Below are 20,917 nucleotides of genomic sequence, written 5' to 3' on the forward strand. Positions count from 1 at the left end.
AAAATATTCAGCATACCTTAGGAGTCAACATATGATAGTTATAAAGCGTAACGCCATCTAAAGGAATGGCATTTGGTTAATTCCTTTAGATTTTATGATTTTGGCTAGGATGATAGAAAACATGTAAAGGAATGATTTGATTGGCAGTAATCGAAACACAAAAATGGCTTCATACTTTTAATGAAAGATGTAAGGAAACCTCTATAAAAGAAATAAATAATAACCATATTGATTTACTTTGCAAACCATTGGAGAATGTATTTGAAAAATTGCCCCCTCAAGCGATTCAGTATGAACTGCTTCAGTATGGGTTATTTGACCCGAAAGATTGGTACAGAATAGAATATGTGATGGAAGAATTAGAAAAACAAAAAGTATGGAAAAGGATTGAACACGAATTTTTGAAATTGAAAAAAAGATGGAAAGGCCCCGATATACCTATATATATTTTTCCTATTAAAAAAGGAAAGCGGCGTTCAGAAAAAGAACAATTTCGAAAAAACGGAGTGGCTTATAAAAATGCATTGTTTTTATTTGTATCGATAGAATTGCATAAGGAAGAATTAAAAGCAATGCTTGCCCATGAATACAACCATGTGTGTAGAATTAATCTAATAGATATTCCACCTAAAATAACACCATTAAAAGAATCGCTTGTCGTGGAAGGGCTTGGTGAATATGCGGTGAATGAGTTATATGGCGAGAAGTGGCTTGCCCCCTGGGTTAATCTGTATTCGCTAGATTCTTTGCAAAAAATATGGAAGGAGCATTTCATCAATTCTCTTAATCTGACAGGTATTGATGCCCATCAAAAATTCTTATATGGTCAAAAAAGAAGCCCATTCACTAAATGGATCGGATATGCAATCGGTTATCATATTGTTCATTCTTATGTTGAAAAAAATGGCCCTTTTACTTCTAATGAACTCTATCAAAAATCAGCGGATACGCTTATCAAAGGTTCTGCTTTTAGATTGGAGTAGCCTATTATTTAGAAGCAAGATAAACTATATACCCTATATGTCCATGCACTTTTTCTGTCATTTCATTATGCTCATCCCATACATCATAGAGTGACATTGGAATAGATTCCGATAAATCCATTTCATCAAGATCGCTTGAAATAAGAGAGGAATGTGTTTGGATTTCCTCAATAGTCGCAAATCCTGCTTCTTCTAGAATGGAACGCCATTCTTCTCCTGTGTAAATGTCATGAACTCCATAGAGCTTTTGAACTTCTTCTTTCATGGATTTAGGTATAGAAGCTTCTGCGGCCATTTCAATTAAAAGTAATTGACCCTTTTCTTTGAGCACGCGTGCAAGCTCCTTTACCGTTTCTTTCGCATGTGTAAAGCTAATAACAGATTCTGAAAGAATAAAGTTAAACGTTTGGCTCTCGATATCTAACTTTTCTGCATCACCAAGTAACACTTGAACAGGTAGATCTTCTTTAGCAAATCTTCTTTTCGCTTTTTCTACCATGAGAGGGTGATGGTCAATAGCTGTTACACTACATTTAAATTGTTTGGCTAAATATTGAGCTGTTTGGCCAGTACCACAACCAATATCTAAAACCAGGTCGTCCTGATTAATTGATACCTTTTCAAAAATAGACCTCGTCAAACTCGCCCCTCCAGGATGTGCACTCCCGATACCAAAGTATGCAAGCAAATCAATATACTCATTCATAGTTAGTTCTCCCCCATCTTAGTCATATAAATTATCGTATGCAGGAATGAAGAGGTAGAAGCCATACATTAACCTAGAATAAGCACCCATATTTAAAAAGCTCTTCCCTACAGGGAAGAGCTTTTTAGCATTGAGTTAATTCAATTTATGGTCATGTGGTTTTTCTTGATTCATATTTAAGTTGCACAGGATGTCGTCACCGTGTTGATGTCCATCATTTTCAAGTTGAATTGTCATATGGCCAATGCCCATATGTAGCAATTCGTGCTCTAAGTGTTGTAGGATTCCTTGGCTTTCTTGCACTGTTAGTGAACCATTCACAACTGCATGGCATGAAAGCGCATTTTCACCACTCGTGATGCTCCATATATGCAAATCATGAATGGCTAGAATCCCATCGGTTCCTTCTATAACTTGAATAATCTTTTCAATTTCCACATTGCTTGGCGTTCCTTCCATCAAGACATGAATAGAATCTTTAGTTACACGCCAACCACTGACTAAAATCAATATTGCTACAATAATACTTGCTAATGGATCTGCCCAATCCCAGCCAAACAGCATAATAAGAATTGCTGCCAACACTGCGCCGACTGAACCAAGCATATCACCAATAACATGCAAGAAGGCAGCTCGCATATTAAGGTTACCGTGCGTATCACCGCCACGCATTAGGATCCAAGCCACAAGAATATTGACAAGCAGACCAATAATAGCAATCAGTAGCATACCATTTGAAGCAACTTCCGGTGGATAGGCGAAACGTTTGACTGCTTCTATACAGATAAAGATGGATATAACAATTAATGCTACACCATTAAATACAGCTGCCAAGATTTCAAAGCGCTTGTATCCAAATGTATTACGATAATTGGCTACTCTTTCACTAAAGGTAAAGGCAACTACGCCAACTCCGAGCGATATTGCATCACTTAGCATATGGCCGGCATCAGAAAGTAAAGCCAAACTATTGGTCATATAACCGCCAATAACTTCTACAATCATATAAACTGTAATAATGAAAAAGGCTATCAGTAATGTTTTCTTATTCGCACCATGGGTATGGTTATGCTGATGTCCATCATGTGAATGAGCCATAATACTCCCTCCTAATTGTGCGTCGCATGGTCAATCGTCTGCTGCAGTATCTGCATCACATGATCATCATCCTGTGAATAGATGATGGTCGTCCCTTCACGGCGAAATTTCACTAAACGTAGATTTTTTAAGAAACGTAACTGATGGGATACAGTAGATTGTTTTAGGTGCAGCTTTTCGCTCAATTCATTGACCGAGAATTCTTTTTGGCAAAGTAAATTTAAGATTCGTATCCTTGTTGGATCACTTATAGCTTTAAAAGTTTGCGCTACAAGGAATAGACTTTCTTCATCCAAATCTTCTGGTTCTTTTGATAGCGGTTCCTCTTTCAATGGAAAAGCCCCCTTCTTATTCAATATAATATGTGTATATATTCATATATACACATATTATATTGTTGTTAAACATGCAAGTCAAAGATATGTGCGGAAAGTCAACAAAATTTTCTGTTCGGAATAGTAGTTCAGAACAACTTTAACAAAAGAGAACCTTTTACAAAAGCTCTCTTTCATTCTTTATTTATCTTTCGCCTTCCAAACAACACTGTATAAAATAGTTTCTTCTACATCCTGAATACCTTGTGGCAGCTCTCCATTTTTACTGCTGGGCGAACTTAAATGATTTTCAGAAGTCCCGTACCAAGCTGCTAAATAAACGGGTTTGTTCTTCTTTAACGTAATACGCTCGTTTACTAGTGATTCAAAAGAATACCCTTTCATATTATTAGAGAAATTCGTAGTGGCAATTCCAGATGGCGTACCCATAATCAACTTTAAAGATGTTCTTTTATAATCTATATTATTATCAATGGCAAAGGAGAAAAGAGTATTTTTGTATTTACTTTCTACCATGTTTGACATGGAAGTTAATTCCCCTTTAAATTTTCCTTTTTTATAATGCTCAATTTTGAATTCTAAATCATCCTTCTGCCCCAATTCACCATCAAACTGAAAGAATTCTATTTGGCTTACTCCAGCATACATCATTAGTGATTCTTCTTTATCACTTAATGAGTAGGGCTCTATTGAGATTTTTGTATGTCCATTCGTGCTTACTTTTTTTTCATTTGAACATCCGATTAATAATAAGCAGCAACAAATGAATAAGAAAAACCATTTCTTCATATTTTCTCTCCTCGGATTATTTTCGTCTTTTAATTGTCTATATCGGTAAAGCACTCTTTTATAATCTTCAGCAATCTTTTCAATGAATCTTGGCCTTGTATTCTATAAACTTTGTCTTCATAAAGTAATACACCATTCTCATAAATTGAGATATAATTCGGTAGATAATTATGGCGGACGATAAACATGTATTCCGTACCTGAAGGTTCCACTTTAACGTTTCTTTTAATATTCAAACTTTCTAATACATTCAAGAGGCTTTTGAAGTTTGCGTTGTTTTCGTCAATACTCACTATAAAATCTTCACTTTTTATCTTTTCATATTTTGTATCTTCCATTATCGTTATTCGATCTTTATTTTTATATTGTTCAATATGTAATACATCTTGCAGTAGATTTTTTGTTTTGTAGTCATTATAAAAATAGATACATCCGCCTATCATTAAAAAGAAAGCAACAATGCGATAAATTATTTTCTTTTTCAATCCATTGCTCCTTTTTCTTATTAGGTATGTGAAACTTTTGCCATGACATTTTTAAACCGTAATACTCGTTTTTGCTATTGAAAAATCCCTCTATTTATAACTAATTAGCTCTCCCTTAATAATACAATAAAATATTCTTATAATTATATATAATTTTATAAATTTCAAATTATGGTATATAAATACTTTAAGACTTGTTAGACTAAATGAAACAATTAATGTAGGCATGATTTATTTTAATCTTTTAAATATAAAGTATATGATGAGGGATTAAAGGAGAGAACATAATGGGGAGTATGTTAAAGATAGCAATTTTCGGATATATAATATCGTTTTTTATAAGTGTAATTTACAGTCTAAAATTCCAATTCAGTAGAGAAAATCATAACGAGCAAGGCGAAAAAATATTGAACATATCTTACAGAATTGCATTTCCATTAATTTTATTGGGCTGGTTTGTTATAGATTTAATCGATAGTTATGTTTTACCTTTTTCTTTAGAAAGCTATAAAACAGCTATATGGTTATTGGTAACTGGCACGTTTGTTGTTCATGCCTTATCTTTATTTATTTTAAAGAATATAAATACAGGCATAAGGTAATTATGAAAAAAAAGAGTCATTCCTACAAAGAGTGACTCTTTTTTTATATAACAAATAAATTCAATAATCTCTAAGCATTCAGCATTTATTCATTATCCTCATCAGTTTGTAATGCTTTATCAGGCTGACCCTCATCCGGTTTTTCACTGTCCATATGCTTATTAAATAACAATGGCGTTCGTTCTAATTGTTCAATAAAAGAGCGGCTCTTAAAACGCATGCCTGTTTGTTCTTCATAAATGGTCGTCACAATTTTACGGATAAATTGCTTTGTCTCTTTTTTTAATGTCAGTTTACCAATTTGGTCGATCGGTACTGTATAGAACATGCGTATGAGTTTAACCTGTGTTGGCGTTAGTCGAATGAGATACGGATCTAGACGAAAACACCGATGGCATAGAAATCCACCTTGAGAAAAGGAAAAAGCAAATTCCCCTTCCACTGCTCCGCAGCTAGCACAAGCATGTAATACTGGCTGTACGCCTGTATAGGGAAGCATTTTCCACTCCACAAACATGGCAATCGATTCAGGATCGTAACCTTCCTCAATCGCATGGAGAGCTTGCACCATAATATCGAATGCATAAGGCTCTGGACGGTCTGATTCAATCAGTCGGTCGATGATTTCAACTACATAGCTTGCATAAGCTGTAGCTGTGATATCTTCTTGTATATGACGCATGCTTTCAAGTGGTTCTCCTTGCTGCAAAGTACCCATACCCCGACCTTGTTGAATCATGAAAATACCATGAACAAATGGTTGGCTAATGGCAGCTAAACGGCTTTGCGGCTTTTTTGCTCCCCTTGCCATAGCTGCTGTTTTGCCAACTTCCCTTGTCATAATAGTTACTACTTTATTTGTTTCTCCGTATGCTTTGGTTTTTAAGACAATCCCTTCCCATTTGTTCAGCAATTGTCCTCACTTCCTAGTCGTTTAGTATTCATCTTCGCGATAGCCATAATCTCGCAGTTGCGATGCACGGTCACGCCAATCTTTTTGAACTTTGACCCATAGTTCTAAATATACTTTACTGCCAAGCAATGTTTCGATATCATGCCTTGCACGTGTACCGATTTCTTTTAAAAGAGCTCCGCGCTTACCAATGATAATTCCCTTTTGCGAATCGCGTTCAATAATGATAGATGCGTTAATACGCACTAGGTCTTTGTTTTCATCTTTAGCAATCTTTTCGATTTCAACAGCCACTGAGTGGGGTATTTCATCGCGAGTAAGATGTAATACTTTTTCTCGAATTAACTCAGCAATGATAAAACGTTCAGGGTGATCAGTCACTTGATCTGCTGGATAATATTGCGGCCCAGCAGGCAAGTATTTCTTCAATGTTTCTAATAATTTATCCACATTATTGCCTTGCAGTGCAGAAATAGGTATAATTTCAGCAAAATCAAACTCAGCTTTGTATGCGTCAATTATTGATAACAATTCATCAGGATGTACGGCATCAATTTTATTAACAATTAAAAAAACAGGTGTCTTTGTCCCTTTTAACATTTCCATGACAAAACGGTCACCTGCACCCATTTTTTGTGTTGCATTGACCATAAACATAATGGCTTCTACTTCACGTAATGCGTTTTTTGAAACCTTTAACATAAATTCGCCTAGCTTATGCTTTGGCTTATGGATTCCAGGTGTATCGATGAAAATCATTTGGGCATCTTCAGTTGTATAGACACCTTGCACTTTGTTACGGGTTGTTTGAGGCTTATCGCTCATGATTGCAATCTTTTGCCCGATAACTCGATTCAAAAATGTTGATTTCCCTACATTGGGTCTCCCTACTATGGTAACAAATCCTGATTTAAATTCTTTATTTTCCTGCATTCACTAAATCCTCCGGTGAAAAGGCGCCTGGTAACAACTCAGCAACAGTTGTTTCAAGTACATTGCCTTTCATATTAGTTAAGTATACTGGCATATCTTTTGGGAAGAATTCAGACATAACCTGTCTGCATGCTCCGCATGGTGCACAAGGTCCTTCTGTATCTGCAACCACTGCAATTGCCTTGAAGTTTCTTTCTCCCTCTGAAACTGCTTTGAAAATAGCAGTACGTTCAGCACAATTCGCCATAGAGTACCCAGAATTTTCAATATTACAGCCTTGATAGACTTTGCCATCTTCTGTTAATAAGGCTGCTCCCACTTTAAATTTTGAATAGGGAACGTAAGCCTTTTCTCTTCCTTCTTTCGCAAGGTCCATTAATTGTTGTTTCTCCATTTTATACACCTCAAATTCATAGATTCATCCACTTTGGCAAAAAGATGAGTATTCCGATTATAACACTCGCACAGGCAAAAACAAATACAGCACCCGCCGCAATATCTTTTGCAGCGCGAGCTAGCGGGTGAATATCAGGCGAAGCAAGATCAACTACATTCTCAATCGCCGTATTAATCATTTCTAAGCTAAGCATCAAGGCAATCAACAGGATAACGACAATCCATTCCATCTGTGATAAGCCAGTAAAAATACTTAAAAAAATGGCAAGCAATCCCGCAAATATATCAAAACGAAAATTCTGTTCGCGCCATGCTTGCTTAACTCCCGCTACTGCAAATGTAAACGAACGGAAAAATTTACGAATGTCCATTCTCATCGCGAGTCAAACCGAATGAATTTAAAATCTCATCTTGTTTACCAAACATTACGCGCTCATCTTCAGGATTCATATGGTCATAACCAAGCAAGTGCAAGAAACCATGAACAGCAAGGAAGCCTAGTTCACGCTCAAAAGAATGTCCATACTCCTCTGCTTGTTCAATTGTCCGGTCGGTTGAAATAATGATATCTCCTAACACGCGAGGCATACCTTCCGCAATGATTGGTGTTTCTCCCTCGCCTATTTCTTCTAAAGCAAAAGAAATAACATCTGTCGGTGCATCCTTTTGACGATAGGTACGATTAATTTCATGGATCGCTTCATTAGTAACAAATGTTACTGATAATTCAGCCTCATCCTCAATCGCTAATATCTTTGCAGCGTGCTGCAATAGTTTTTCAACCAATTCAATATCTTTTTCTTTTACTTTTTCTGTTTCATCTAAAAAGTCGATGTTCAAGCTCATATGTTATCTCCTCATCTTATTCTGGCTTCGGGTATTCAATTCTCGAGTGGAAGATCCCTTTTAATGTTTCACAAAATACATGTTCAATTCGTTGCAACTCACGAAGGGATATATCACATTCATCAAACTGGCCGTCTTGTAATTTGTCTTGGATAATACTGTGGATCAGCTGTTGAATAGCATCAGCAGTTGGATTTTTCATCGAACGCACTGCTGCCTCTACACTATCTGCTACGCTTATTATAGCAATTTCTTTCGTTTGTGGCTTCGGTCCTGCATAACGATAGTCCGCTTCATTCACATCAGGGTTTTCTTTCTTCTCCTTATAATAGAAGAACTTCACTAAGCTTGTCCCATGATGTTGTCTTGCAATGTCGACAATTTCTTTTGGCATTTTATGCTTTTCTAATATTTTAACACCATCTTCTACATGGGCGATAATAATATCTTTACTTGTTACTGCCGGCAAGTTATCATGCGGATTGCTGCCCATCTGGTTTTCAACAAAAAAGCCTGGCCTTCTTGTTTTACCAATGTCATGATAATAGCATCCGACACGAGCTAAAAGACCATTCGCCCCCACTTCTTCACAGGCAGCATCAGCTAAATTTGCAACCATTACACTGTGATGATATGTGCCTGGTGTTTCGACTAAAATTTTCTTGAGCAATGGATGGTTTGGATTGGAAAGCTCCACTAGCCTATAAGTCGACAACATACCAAAAGCTGATTCGACGAATGGCAATAAACCAAGCATTAAAGCACCAGATACAATAGCTGAAACAATGGCGGCACTTAGATAAAACAACAGTTCTTTCGGTCCATAATTCGACTGCGATAAAAGAAGATAAAATGCGATAAATGCAATATTCACACAAGCGACTCCCAAGCTTGTTGTCATTACGCTTGATCTTTTTCTAACATTGCGCATAAAGTAAATACTCGCCAAACCGCTAAAAATAATGTAAAGCGAAACTTCCATTTGCAGTACAGAAGAATAGCCTTTTTGAAATATAATTCCTGCCACGGCTGCAGACATAATTGTTGCTAATATAGCAATACGCTCATTAATTAGGATACGGAACATCATAGGCAAAATAGTAGCCGGGAATAAAAAGCCTACGATTACATCAAACTCGCTAGATATTAGGTTTAATAGTTTCATTACGATGATAGACGCCAAATAAATAATCATTGTAATCATAGCATGGCGCGTTTTAGTTTCCTTATCATCTCTCTCATGATATAAAGCAATATAAAAGAAAGCCATTTGCAATAAAACGAATAATGCTAATCCTAAAATTGGTTTTGGGGATTTTTGATTAATCAGCATGCCTGTAATTTCTAATTGATGATAGACTTCACGGTCAATTAATTGGCCTTCCTGTACAATAATCTGCCCTTGTAGTATACGCGTTGGATCAACATTTGCCTTCGCTTGTTCAATACGCTCTTTGGTCAACCTTCCGTCTCTTTTATCATTCGCAACTATCGACGACCTTGCGAGTGTAATGGCGATCGTACGAACAGCATCAGGTATCGAAAAGCTTCCTCTAACCGATCGCTCCACACTTCCCTTCGCATCAGTCAGTTGTTCTTCCCTAATCGGTTCTGCCATTTGCTTGCTAACAATTGAAACTAAGGCATCTTGCGTATTCTTTAAACCATCTTCATCCTGTGCAAGCAATGTGACAATTTCTTGTTCAGTCAACCTTACACTTGGTCCACTTTGATCAATTTTGTCTAGTTTTGCTCTTAATTTATTTATTTGATCCTCTTTTTTAGATTTTTTTGTTACTTTTTCAACCTTTTGCTTTGCTTCTATTATGTAATCAAAGGTAGTTTTCAACAGTGTTACTTGATTCTTCCCTATTTCTGTTGAAAAGGTATAGACAGGGTTTACTTCAGATGCAATTCTTTCTCGATCTGCTTCTGTCTTTTCGGTATCCTCTACCGTTTTGGCAGATCTTATTGTTTCAGGTGACAGCTGAAATAACTTTAGATCATAATGCTCTCCCTTTATATCATTAACTGTCAAAGCAAATTGTAGAATGCCAGCTACTATTAACAGAATCGCTAAAAGTATAGGAAAACGTATATATCTGTTTAATGTCCGAATAAAATTACTCATTAAAGCGCCTCCCATCTAATATTACTATACCAATTAGGCAAAGATTTTCCAGCTTTATTTTGGTGATAAAGGATAATATATTAAAAAAATTAAATAAATTTCCATTTAAATTAAATAGAGTTCCTTTCATCTAAATGAGCTCTCTTAGTGGTTGTGCGTTGCTTCATATAGCCTACTCCCATATTCATTATAAAATAAAAAAGAATGGTGGATTCACCATTCTTGATATTTCTTGTTTTATGCTCTTTCAATTCCCCTTTTCATATCACTAACATTAGTGCTTACATTAAGCTAAACCAGTTACTGAAATTCAATACTCCCTATTTTAAATTTTTAATAACATTATCTATTCCTGGTGGACATTTTTATGATTCATCGATTGAAATCATGACAAAGATAATTCCATATAAACACTCTCCTATTTTCTTATTACTGCCTTCAGATAGAATTTCAGCACTCTATTTCTTCATAACTTAATTTTTCTCCACTTTCATCAAAATCTTATCTTTCTTTATTTATGTATTTTTTCATGTCCTTACATTGAGTAATTAACCTATAGGCACATTTGTGTCAAAAAAGTCATAAGATATAAAAATAAAGAAAAGACTCGAGGTGTATGATGACTTACAATTCTTTACAATATATTGCAATAGGTGATTCCCTTACTGCTGGAATCGGCATCCCTTTCCTCAATTCAGGATTCCCAGAGTTTTATAGAAAACTGAGTGAGCATACATTGGAAAAGCGTATTTATCTTCACAAATTCGGAAAGTCTGGCGCAACCACAGGAGATATATTAAATATGCTCGATTCCCCAACTGTTGGAAGAGCTATTAAGTGCGCAAACATTATCACGATTACAGCAGGTGGAAATGATTTAATTAATGCAGCAAAGAATCTTCTAAGGCATAATGACAAAGAAAGTGTGATTCATGCGATGCAACAATCTCAAGAGAATTACTCTAAAATCATCAAAAAAATCCAGATAATAGATAAAGAAAATCCATCTATCCTGAGATTAATGAACTTATATAACCCATTTCCTCATATACCAGTGGCGGATGAAGCAATAAAAACATTTAACATCGCCATTTCAAGATTCGCAAAACAAAAGAATATCAAAGTGGCAGATGTCTATCATGTCTTTAGCGGTAAGGAAAAGGCGCTCTTATCAAAAGATGGAGTTCATCCTAACCAAGAGGGCTATCATCAAATGGCTTTAACTTTTTCTAAGCTTGGCTATGCACCTCTAGAGTATTGAATTCCAGAAAAAAAGAGTAGCGAGAGATTCGCTACTCTTTCTTATTTTTGTTGTTCATATGCTTGGATAATCTTTGCAACAAGTGGATGTCTCACTACATCAGCTTGCTCTAGAAACTTAATTTCAACATCTTTTACATAGCGCAATGTTTTTTCAGCGCTGATGAGACCTGACTTAGCACCGTGAGGTAAATCAATTTGTGTCTCGTCTCCTGTAATAACCATCTTGGAGCCAAATCCTAAACGAGTAAGGAACATTTTCATTTGTGCTTCTGTTGTATTTTGTGCTTCATCTAAAATCACAAACGCATCATCCAGTGTTCTGCCTCTCATATAGGCAAGAGGTGCGATTTCAATGGTGCCACGTTCAATCATACGGGCAGTTTGTTCAGCACCTAAAACATCATGCAATGCATCGTAGAGAGGCCTTAAGTATGGATCTACCTTTTCTTTCAAATCGCCTGGCAAGAAACCTAAACTTTCTCCAGCCTCAACAGCTGGTCTTGTTAGAATAATACGTTTTACATGCCCATTTTTTAAAGCTTGTGTCGCCATCACGACAGCTAAATATGTTTTACCTGTACCAGCTGGCCCTATACAAAAAACTAAATCCTTATGGCGAATCGCTTGGATATATTCTCGCTGGCCGATGGTTTTAGCACGGATAATCTTTCCTTTTGTATTGCGGCCAATCGCCTCATCATATAGCTCAGAAAAGTACTCCATTGTACCACTTTTGGACATTTCAAGAGCTGAGACTACATCACGTTGATTGATATTTATACCTTTACGGATCACTTTCAGCAACTGTTCAACTAACTCACTTGCTTGTTGTTTATTTTCTTCATCACCGACAATGACAATACTGTCACCACGGGTAATCATTTGGATTTGAAAAGCTTCTTCGATTAATTTCAAATTGGCATCCGATATGCCAAGTAGCATGACTGCTTCATTCGGATCTTGCATTTTGAGTTGGATCGGTTGTTGTTCTGTCATTCTCAATCTCCTTGGTTATCGCACTTTTTACCGCAATATTCTCATTTATTAAAAATAAAACTTTCCCTTTTACTGTATCATTATCAATGGTAACATTCAAAAGTTTTTCTTTTTTGATGACTGTTTTCGGCGGCAAGTCCCGTAAATATTTTTGATGTAGCAAGGGAACAATCATATCTTCTACCGCATTCTTATCAAGTGTTACTTTTTTGTCAATCTGTTCTTGCTCAATAGATACTTCACCTATTGAAGATAGCCATTTTGGTAAGTTAACGACCTTCCATTCATTTGGGCTCTTCTTTTCATTTGCCCATCTAAAATGATACGTTTTTTCACCCATTGTTCCGTATGTGATTTTTTGGGGCATAGTAAATGTTGACTCAATCCAATAATCCGCATACACTTCTCCATCTGCACCATAATAAATTGCTTTTTCACCTTGTTTTAAAATACCAGTTACTAAGAGGTCTCCTTTTTTTACTGCATCATTTTCATCGACTACTCGCTCTCCCCTTTGTAGATTAAAGTGTGTAATTACGCCACTTTTATTAGCATATAATTCACCTTTCATTGAACTCTTTTCTTCTTCTTGATCTACAGCTGGTGCATTTAATGGCTCAAAACTCATTTTGCTGCCTTTCCGATGGATATGAACCCATGAAAGGTCCCGATGTTTTGATAGGATATATTGCCGAATCACTGAATCGTCCGGTTTATCTTTTTTCATAATGGGGCCGTCTAAGTTTAAATCATGCAATGTTTCAGATAATTCATCTTCTTGCTCAGGAGTCGCATTGTCGATGGACACCTGCCAAATCCATTGTGAAAAGAAAAATGGTATGAAGAGCAAAATCAAAATGCCGGCAAATACAGTCCATTCTTTCCTTAAAATTTGATTATCATCTAAAGACTCAATGTGAAACGTAACACCGTATTGGTAACGCAATCTTCGAATCGTTTTTAGATGCTTCCGAATGGTTTCAAATCGGACTTCTTCTTCAGAAAGACGTAAATTTCTAAGTATAATATTATTTTTAGTTAAAGCATTTAAGAAAGCTTCTACTTTCTTTGTGCGTTTTATGCAAATTTCTATCATACGATAATCTCTGCTTTTTTTCATTATCCCTAATCCTCAATTCTGGTAAGCTCAATTTTTTTTACATTGCTCATATCAAGCGCCAATAATTCATCTCGGAGAAGATTGACATGAAATGAATCAGCTTCTATCTTTATCTTAAAATTTTCATGAATGAATACCATTTGATGATCATGAATAGCTTCTAGCAATATATCCCCTCTGATTCGAATTCCCTGGAAGTTTTCGATTTCGATCAGCGGCACTATTTGCAATAGCCTTTTCGACATAAAAAACCTCCTCTCTTTTTAGCATATGCTAGAAGGGAGGAGGTCATGTGTTATCTTTTAGATTTTGGTGGGCCTAAAATTTCAGCCATGATGATGGCATTTGCCATTTCATTTGTACTTTGTGGAAATTTGAAACCGGTTGATTTCTTATCAACTGTTTTCTTTATTTCTGTAGGTACAGTTGTGGTATGTTTATGCTTTTCAAAAATAGGATTTTGCGTTCTTCCTACCGATTGCCTTTCAATCAATTCCTGAGCTTTTGGCAATGCCTTTTCAACCGTCTCTGCGGCACGCTTTTGCATACTCCTAGGCATCTTGCCTTCAAGCTCGCCAATCGCTTTACGTGTATATTCTTCTGCTTTTTGACGCGTACGATTTGGTGTTGATGGATCAACACGCTTTATTTTTCGATTAATTGGAGGCGTTGTTTTTGAAGCATCATCATCTTTATTTTTGAAAAGGTAACCCACCAGTGATGTAATAATCAAGAATATTAGTGCTTCCATTCAAAACGCTTCCTTTCAAAGGCTTAGCTTTCAGTAGATGAACCACCGTCATGTTGTTGATTCATTTTGCCAATTGAATCACGCATCCCTGTATCAGCTTGGATGTTTTTATAATTCATGTAGTCCATAATACCGATGTTACCGGTTCTAAGCGCCTCTGCCATTGCCATCGGCACTTCTGCTTCTGCTTCTACTACTTTAGCTTTCATTTCTTGTACTTTCGCAATCATTTCTTGTTCGGATGCAACAGCCATAGCACGACGTTCTTCCGCTTTCGCTTGTGCAATATTCTTATCCGCTTGGGCTTGCTCGATTTGAAGTTCTGCCCCAATATTTTTGCCTACATCTACGTCCGCGATATCAATAGATAAGATTTCAAACGCAGTACCTGAATCTAAGCCTTTTGATAATACCGTTTGAGAAATGGAGTCAGGGTTTTCTAAAACTTCTGTATGACTTGTTGAACTACCGATAGTACTTACAATCCCTTCGCCAACACGAGCTACAATTGTTTCTTCACCCGCACCACCGACTAGACGTTCAATATTTGCTCGTACTGTAATACGAGCTTTTGCCTTTACTTCAATCCCATTCATTGCAACCCCTGCAATAAATGGCGTTTCAATAACTTTTGGATTTACAGACATTTGAACAGCTTCTAAAACATCACGGCCCGCTAGATCAATGGCTGCACAACGTTCAAAAGTAAGCGAGATATTCGCACGATGCGCTGCGATTAATGCATTTACAACACGGTCTACATTACCACCTGCTAAATAATGGCTTTCCAATTGATTAATTGTAACAGGAAGTCCTGCTTTGTGGGCTTTAATGAGCGGGTTGACAATACGAGAAGGAATAACCCGGCGCAGCCTCATACCAATTAATGTGAAAATGCTTACCTTAACGCCAGCTGCAAGGGCCGAAATCCATAGAGCAACTGGTACAAAAGTAAATAAAATAATTAAAGCCAAAAAGACAACAACAATGCCGATAATTGTAAAGATAAAACTACCTGTAATGGCCATTCTAATCCTCCTATACGTTTTCAGACTCCCGTACAACAATACGGACGCCTTCTACTTTAATAATGATTACATTTCTATGCGCTTCAATATAGCCGCCTTCCGTAACCACGTCGATTCTTTCATCCCCCAACATGGCAGTGCCAGAGGGACGAAGTGGCGTAGCGGTAACGGCCACTTTTCCAAGTAAATCAGTGCGATTCAGATTTGATACATAGCCATGTTCTGTATCGGTTGAATCTTTTAACACCATTTTGTTCAACAAATTTAGTTTTTTGCCGAAAAATTTCATCATAATCACCATTCCTACGACTGCTATAATAAGAGCAATCAAGACTGCATAAGCCATATGCGTTGTATTTGCGCCTGAACTTATCAAGCTGACAATGATTGCCGCAAAACCAATAATGCCGACTATGCCGCCTGGCAGTAAAAATTCCAATAAAACAAGCCCAACACCAATTAGAAGCATTATAATACCTAGCCAAGATGCAAAGCCTGCAATAAAATGAACGACGTAAAATATCAACAATGCAACGATGCTGAGTATTCCTCCAAAACCAAAATGCGGTGAAAATAGCTGCAATACAAGGCCGAAACTGGCGAGCGACAGTAACACTGTTACCGTTATGGGATGGGTCATAAAAAGTTGCCAGCCAGGTAAAGAAGCGGCAGAGACTTGGGCTGCAAAGCTAGGTTCCGCAATAAATGCGGCTGATAGCGTACAAATTAATATAATGATGATCTTTTTCATTAGTTATGTATGTGATCCCTCCTCTTCGCACAAGCTTATACTCTAACTTACGTTTGAAAGTGCTAGAAGTTTCATTTTATTTTCATTTAAAATTGGTCGATATGTAGCATAATTTAAGCTTGTGTATTATATTACACTGCGATTTAAGAAATATTTATAATATGTCTTATTTGTCTTATACTTTAAGAGTTTGTAGATTAAAACTGAAAATATCACATCTAGCCAAAGTAATATCTAGTTCCTTGGAGTAATTTTATTGCTTTCTTTCAAAAAAATAAGCTGAGAAATCTAGTAAGACTTCTCAGCTTAGTTCATTTGCGAGTTTATAAATCATGATAGTGCGTGTTTAGAACGTAGGGATTGTCTAGGAATTTAAATTACCACTTACGTTTACGTGCAGCTTCTGATTTCTTTTTGCGTTTTACGCTAGGTTTTTCATAGAATTCGCGTTTTCTTACCTCTTGAATTGTACCACTTTTAGAAACAGTACGTTTGAAGCGGCGAAGAGCATCTTCAAGCGATTCGTTTTTTCTAACGACAGTTTTTGACATCTCTCTTTCCCTCCCTCCGAACACACGTCAAAACACAATAATAAAATCATACGTCATATCATTGTGTACTAAAAAAGTATAACTTATTAATAGGTTTTGGTCAATACTATTGCTTCAATTAATAGTCAGTTTTTGCACGGTTGCCCTTCATGATTTGTACGCCAGAGCTTGCACCTATTCTTGTAGCTCCTGCTTCTATCATTGCTTCTAAATCTTCGAGGCTTCGCACGCCGCCAGATGCTTTTACACCTGTATGCTCTCCAACTGTTTTACGCATTAATGCAACATCCTCAACTGTCGCACCTCCTGTTGAAAAACCAGTAGAAGTTTTTACAAAGTCAGCGCCAGCTGCGATTGAAAGTTCACATGCTTTGATTTTTTCTTCTGTAGATAGTAGGCAAGTTTCAATAATAACTTTCACTAACACACCGTCTGCTGCATCAACAACAGCTTTTATATCTTTTTCTACTACATCATATTGTTCGCTCTTTAAAGCGCCTATATTAATGACCATATCAATTTCGTCAGCGCCATTAGCGATGGCATCTTTTGTTTCAAATGCTTTCGTTGCTGATGTTGAAGCTCCTAGAGGAAATCCAATTACTGTACACACCTTAGAGTCAGCACCCTTTAATTCTTCGGCTGCTAGACTAACCCAAGAAGGATTGATGCAAACAGATGCAAAGTTATATTCTCTTGCTTCTGCACAGATCTTTTTGATTTGTTCCTCTGTTGCTTCGGGTTTTAATAATGTGTGGTCGATATATGATGCATAATTTTTAGCCATTTGGAAATTCTCCTTTAAATAAAGTTGTACGTACCTCTAAAGTCTACCATGACTTAATATAGTTTATCCATAAAAAAGAAGAACTAAAACCACTTACCCAAAGTAGAATAAAAAAATCCATATGCTGGGCATATGGATTTTAATATTATTATTTTTGTTGTTCTGTCCAAGCTTGAACATCTGCAATAGATGGGTTTGCGATATAGTGACCGCCTTCAACTTGCAATACTTGTCCTGTCATGAATTTTGACTCATCTGATGCAAGGAATACAACAGTATAGCCAATATCATTTGGTTCACCATGATAAGGTAAAGCATTATATTTAGAGAAAATATCTAACATACCTTGTGGCATATTGTTCTTAGCAGCAGGAGTTAAAATTAATCCCGGTGCCACTGCATTACAACGGATTTTATCTTTGCCGTATTGAGTAGCAATGTATTTTGTTAATTGAGCTACTGCTGCTTTTGATGCACCATATGCTGAACGTACCGCATCAGATGCAAAGGCAGCCATAGATGTTGTATTAATAATTGAACCGCCGCCCGCTTTTTGCATATATGGAATAGCAAATCGAGAACCAAGCAATACAGATTTTAAGTTAACGTTCATCAAACGATCCCATTCATCTAAATCCATATTCACAACATCTAAATCTTTACGTAGATTAGTTAGGCCTACGTTGTTAAATAAAGTAGTGATGGTACCGTATGTGTTGACTGTGAATTCTACTGCTTCTTTAATAGAATCTTCGTTTCCAGCATCTAAAAAGATTGCTGTTGCTTCAAAACCTTGTTGTTTCAATGCTTCAGCTTCTTTTTTGGCACCTTCTATATTAAAATCACCAATAACTACTTTTGCTCCTTCTTTTGCAAGCAATTGAGCTGATGATAAACCAATACCTGATGCACCGCCTGTCACTAATGCTACTTTACCTTCTACTCGTCCCATTCAAAAAACCTCCCAAATTAAAATGAAACCTATTTATCAGTGGGACCTTTATCCCCGCTGATCAATTGTTTCAATCGACATTCCAAAGCTAATAATCCATAATTAACTACTCTTTATGAAAGGTAGTATGTGCGATTATAGGGTTGGTAATGTGATATAGACTTAATTATTTCTACTAATATATTTTAACACTTAAATATTAGATTTCAAATTAATTTGTTCGGTAATAGTTAATTATTTTTTTCGTTTCGAGTAAATTTCAACACCTTTAGCAATATCGACTGTTAACTTATCAAGTTTATCCCTGTCTAACAGTCTTTTTTCATCATTAGGGTTGGTTAAAAAACCTAATTCAACTAAAACAACTGGTACTTTTGACCAATTAAAACCGGCTTGATCACCACGATAGCTTATGCCATTTTGGTAAATATCCGTCCTGTGAGAGACTTGTTTTAAAATATCCTCTGCTGCCCACTTGCTTTCTTTATAGAAAGAAGTTGTATGTTCATTCTTTGCGGGCGCAATCACAGAAAAGCCAGAAGCATTTGGATTTTCAGCTCCATCAGCATGAATTCTAATATACAAAAATGATTTATTCTTGTTCGCTTGTTTGGTACGTTCTACATTGGATAAATCCACATCATTCGTATGTCTTGTCAGAATCGTTTTAAATCCCTTTTTCTTTAGTTGTGCAGATAACTTTTTTGCAGCCTCTAATGTAACAGCGTACTCTGGTCTTTTTGTTGTAATACCTATAGATCCTACTGTTGCTTTATATTTGGTTTGTAAAGAATGTGGAGCTTCTGGCTCTTGTCCAACATTCGCTTTCAATTGATGTCCAGGGTCAATCGTAATGACCAATCGTTTTTTCTTTCTCTTATGTGGAGCTTCTTTCTTTTTCTTTTCCTGTGATTTCATGTGATCTTTGGGGTTTTCTTTAGCCACATTTTTTTGGTTTTTTTGGTGAGTTTGTTGGGTGTTTACTAAACCTTCGTTGGTTTTATAATTTACAATTAATGTAATGCCAGAAATAATAAATGCCAAGATGATTAAGGATAGTGCTAATTTTTTCATTCAATCGCCTCAATTCTTGTGTTACTCCTAACTATAACAAAAAGCCTAGCATTCGTCTCGCTAGGCTTTCTGTTATTTTCTTTATACTTCTACTGTGTCCATCACACGCACAAATTGTGCATAAGAATGCGGATAGTAGGCTTTTTCAATTTTAACTTTCACTAACTTGCCAATCATGTCCTCACTACCTTCGAAAACTACTTTCATGTAGTTTGCTGTATAGCCAGTAAGAAGCCCGGTATCTTTGCCTTCTTGAACCACTTCTTCCGGGATGACTTCAAGGACTTGGTCTTCAAATCTAGAGGCGTATTCTTTTGCCAACTGATCATTTAATGTCAGTAAGCGGTGAACACGTTCATTTTTGATTTCTTCATCAATCTGATCTTCCATACGTGCAGCAGGTGTTCCTGTCCGTTTTGAGTAAGGGAAGATATGCAATTCTGCAAATTGATGTTTAGCAATGAAATTGTATGTTTCCATAAATTCATCTTCTGTCTCGCCTGGGAACCCAACAATAACATCTGATGTAATAGCCAAGTCAGGTAAAACTTCACGCAAGCGATCAAGGCGCTCACCGAAGAATTCCATTGTATATTTGCGGCGCATGCGTTTTAATACAGTATCTGATCCTGATTGGATTGGGATGTGAAGATGGTTGACGACAATTTTAGAATCTCTTAACACTTCGATTACTTCGTCAGTCAACTGGCTAGCTTCAATTGAGCTAATTCGCAAACGTTTTAACCCTTTCACATTCGCTTCAAGATCACGAAGCAACTGCGCTAAATTGTAATCTTTAAGGTCCTGGCCATAACCGCCTGTATGAATTCCTGTTAAGACAATTTCTAAATAGCCTGCATCCACTAATTGTTGCGCTTGACGAACAACTTCTTGCGGATCACGAGAACGCATCAGCCCACGCGCCCAAGGTATAATACAAAATGTACAGAAGTTGTTACATCCTTCTTGAATTTTTAAAGACGCTCGCGTGCGATCTGTAAAGTAAGGCACGTCCAACTCTTCATAAACACGGTTTTTCATAATGTTTTTTACAGCATTGATAGGTTGACGCTCTTTTTTGTATTGTTCGATATAAGAAAGCAAATTCATACGATCCTGTGTACCCACGACAATATCTACTCCTGGAATTGCCATAATTTCAGCAGGAGATGTTTGAGCATAACAACCAGTTACACAGATGACTGCGTCTGGGTTTTGACGAATCGCCCGGCGAATCACTTGGCGACTTTTTTTATCGCCTGTATTCGTTACAGTACATGTATTGATTACATATACGTCCGATTGATGATCAAAATCTTTCCGTTCATAGCCTTCATCTTTAAACAGTTGCCAAATAGCTTCTGTTTCATAGTGATTCACTTTACAACCAAGTGTGTGAAAAGCCACTGATGACAAGGCTGCTCACC

25 protein-coding genes are annotated in these 20,917 nt (G+C 36.7%); 3 read left to right on the forward strand and 22 right to left on the reverse strand.

Features of this window, described 5'->3' with window-relative positions:
- Positions 1-140 precede the first annotated feature (140 nt).
- A complete protein-coding gene (locus RST01_RS02380; RefSeq protein WP_147193798.1) occupies positions 141-983 on the forward strand; it encodes a DUF2268 domain-containing putative Zn-dependent protease in 843 nt (280 codons plus the stop codon).
- 4 nt (positions 984-987) lie between these two features.
- Here the strand turns inward: RST01_RS02380 and RST01_RS02385 are convergent, their stop codons facing one another.
- From RST01_RS02385 to RST01_RS02405, 5 genes are all read right to left on the reverse strand, one after another.
- Positions 988-1,689, reverse strand: coding sequence for a class I SAM-dependent methyltransferase (locus tag RST01_RS02385; RefSeq protein WP_147193800.1), 702 nt, complete (start codon positions 1,687-1,689; stop codon positions 988-990).
- A gap of 135 nt (positions 1,690-1,824) precedes the next feature.
- Positions 1,825-2,787 (reverse strand): cation diffusion facilitator family transporter, encoded by a 963-nt coding sequence (locus RST01_RS02390; RefSeq protein ID WP_147193802.1) that lies wholly within the window; start codon positions 2,785-2,787, stop codon positions 1,825-1,827.
- Between the two features lie 11 nt (positions 2,788-2,798).
- Entirely contained in the window at positions 2,799-3,119 is a 321-nt protein-coding gene (locus RST01_RS02395; protein WP_066786355.1) for an ArsR/SmtB family transcription factor, read from the reverse strand.
- 183 nt (positions 3,120-3,302) lie between these two features.
- Positions 3,303-3,911, reverse strand: a complete 609-nt coding sequence (locus RST01_RS02400; RefSeq protein WP_147193804.1) for a YgaN family protein — start codon at positions 3,909-3,911, stop codon at positions 3,303-3,305.
- Positions 3,912-3,940: 29 nt separating this feature from the next.
- Positions 3,941-4,396, reverse strand: coding sequence for a hypothetical protein (locus RST01_RS02405; RefSeq protein ID WP_147193805.1), 456 nt, complete (start codon positions 4,394-4,396; stop codon positions 3,941-3,943).
- Between the two features lie 287 nt (positions 4,397-4,683).
- On the opposite strand from RST01_RS02405, the gene RST01_RS02410 reads away from it, so the two are divergent.
- Positions 4,684-4,998, forward strand: coding sequence for a hypothetical protein (locus RST01_RS02410; RefSeq protein WP_147193807.1), 315 nt, complete (start codon positions 4,684-4,686; stop codon positions 4,996-4,998).
- An 85-nt stretch (positions 4,999-5,083) separates the two neighbouring features.
- Here RST01_RS02410 and recO read toward each other — a convergent pair whose 3' ends face one another.
- The 6 genes from recO to RST01_RS02440 are packed head-to-tail and all read right to left on the reverse strand — an operon-like array spanning position 5,084 to position 10,217.
- The gene (recO, locus tag RST01_RS02415; protein ID WP_147193809.1) at positions 5,084-5,911 is read right to left on the reverse strand and encodes a DNA repair protein RecO; all 828 of its coding nucleotides are present in this window, start codon (positions 5,909-5,911) and stop codon (positions 5,084-5,086) included.
- Positions 5,912-5,932: 21 nt separating this feature from the next.
- On the reverse strand, positions 5,933-6,844 hold the full coding sequence (gene era, locus RST01_RS02420) for a GTPase Era (protein ID WP_147193811.1): 912 nt from the start codon (positions 6,842-6,844) through the stop codon (positions 5,933-5,935).
- Positions 6,831-7,238, reverse strand: coding sequence for a cytidine deaminase (locus tag RST01_RS02425; protein WP_147193813.1), 408 nt, complete (start codon positions 7,236-7,238; stop codon positions 6,831-6,833). The genes era and RST01_RS02425 overlap by 14 nt, the downstream gene beginning before the upstream one ends.
- A gap of 16 nt (positions 7,239-7,254) precedes the next feature.
- Positions 7,255-7,611, reverse strand: a complete 357-nt coding sequence (locus RST01_RS02430) for a diacylglycerol kinase family protein (protein ID WP_147193815.1) — start codon at positions 7,609-7,611, stop codon at positions 7,255-7,257.
- The gene (ybeY, locus tag RST01_RS02435; protein ID WP_147193817.1) at positions 7,598-8,086 is read right to left on the reverse strand and encodes an rRNA maturation RNase YbeY; all 489 of its coding nucleotides are present in this window, start codon (positions 8,084-8,086) and stop codon (positions 7,598-7,600) included. Before ybeY ends, RST01_RS02430 begins: the two co-directional genes overlap by 14 nt.
- A 16-nt stretch (positions 8,087-8,102) precedes the next feature.
- Positions 8,103-10,217, reverse strand: coding sequence for an HD family phosphohydrolase (locus RST01_RS02440; RefSeq protein ID WP_147193819.1), 2,115 nt, complete (start codon positions 10,215-10,217; stop codon positions 8,103-8,105).
- 619 nt (positions 10,218-10,836) lie between these two features.
- Here RST01_RS02440 and RST01_RS02445 point away from each other — a divergent pair.
- Positions 10,837-11,478, forward strand: a complete 642-nt coding sequence (locus RST01_RS02445) for a GDSL-type esterase/lipase family protein (protein WP_186806988.1) — start codon at positions 10,837-10,839, stop codon at positions 11,476-11,478.
- Between the two features lie 41 nt (positions 11,479-11,519).
- On the opposite strand, the gene RST01_RS02450 is transcribed toward RST01_RS02445, so the two are convergent.
- From RST01_RS02450 to mtaB, 11 genes are all read right to left on the reverse strand, one after another.
- Entirely contained in the window at positions 11,520-12,476 is a 957-nt protein-coding gene (locus tag RST01_RS02450) for a PhoH family protein (protein WP_147193822.1), read from the reverse strand.
- A complete protein-coding gene (locus RST01_RS02455; RefSeq protein WP_147193824.1) occupies positions 12,430-13,596 on the reverse strand; it encodes a sporulation protein YqfD in 1,167 nt (388 codons plus the stop codon). Before RST01_RS02455 ends, RST01_RS02450 begins: the two co-directional genes overlap by 47 nt.
- A gap of 5 nt (positions 13,597-13,601) precedes the next feature.
- Positions 13,602-13,841: a hypothetical protein gene (locus RST01_RS02460; protein WP_066786320.1), complete on the reverse strand. Its 240-nt coding sequence runs from the start codon at positions 13,839-13,841 to the stop codon at positions 13,602-13,604.
- A 50-nt stretch (positions 13,842-13,891) separates the two neighbouring features.
- The gene (locus RST01_RS02465; RefSeq protein ID WP_147193826.1) at positions 13,892-14,347 is read right to left on the reverse strand and encodes a YqfB family membrane protein; all 456 of its coding nucleotides are present in this window, start codon (positions 14,345-14,347) and stop codon (positions 13,892-13,894) included.
- Positions 14,348-14,370: 23 nt separating this feature from the next.
- Positions 14,371-15,375 (reverse strand): flotillin-like protein FloA, encoded by a 1,005-nt coding sequence (gene floA / locus RST01_RS02470; protein ID WP_147193827.1) that lies wholly within the window; start codon positions 15,373-15,375, stop codon positions 14,371-14,373.
- 10 nt (positions 15,376-15,385) lie between these two features.
- Positions 15,386-16,126 carry an NfeD family protein gene (locus RST01_RS02475; protein WP_147193828.1) on the reverse strand — a complete coding sequence of 247 codons (741 nt, stop codon included), beginning with the start codon at positions 16,124-16,126 and terminating at the stop codon, positions 15,386-15,388.
- A gap of 377 nt (positions 16,127-16,503) precedes the next feature.
- A complete protein-coding gene (gene rpsU, locus RST01_RS02480) occupies positions 16,504-16,677 on the reverse strand; it encodes a 30S ribosomal protein S21 (RefSeq protein ID WP_004227078.1) in 174 nt (57 codons plus the stop codon).
- 118 nt (positions 16,678-16,795) lie between these two features.
- Positions 16,796-17,464 carry a deoxyribose-phosphate aldolase gene (gene deoC, locus RST01_RS02485; RefSeq protein ID WP_147193830.1) on the reverse strand — a complete coding sequence of 223 codons (669 nt, stop codon included), beginning with the start codon at positions 17,462-17,464 and terminating at the stop codon, positions 16,796-16,798.
- 148 nt (positions 17,465-17,612) lie between these two features.
- Complete coding sequence (locus RST01_RS02490) at positions 17,613-18,416, reverse strand: SDR family NAD(P)-dependent oxidoreductase (RefSeq protein ID WP_147193831.1); 804 nt, start codon at positions 18,414-18,416, stop codon at positions 17,613-17,615.
- A 234-nt stretch (positions 18,417-18,650) separates the two neighbouring features.
- Positions 18,651-19,490, reverse strand: coding sequence for an N-acetylmuramoyl-L-alanine amidase family protein (locus RST01_RS02495; protein ID WP_147193833.1), 840 nt, complete (start codon positions 19,488-19,490; stop codon positions 18,651-18,653).
- Positions 19,491-19,571: 81 nt separating this feature from the next.
- Positions 19,572-20,906, reverse strand: coding sequence for a tRNA (N(6)-L-threonylcarbamoyladenosine(37)-C(2))-methylthiotransferase MtaB (mtaB, locus tag RST01_RS02500; RefSeq protein ID WP_147193835.1), 1,335 nt, complete (start codon positions 20,904-20,906; stop codon positions 19,572-19,574).
- Positions 20,907-20,917 lie beyond the last annotated feature (11 nt).

This window comes from Rummeliibacillus stabekisii (assembly GCF_007988965.1).
Classification (GTDB): domain Bacteria; phylum Bacillota; class Bacilli; order Bacillales_A; family Planococcaceae; genus Rummeliibacillus; species Rummeliibacillus stabekisii.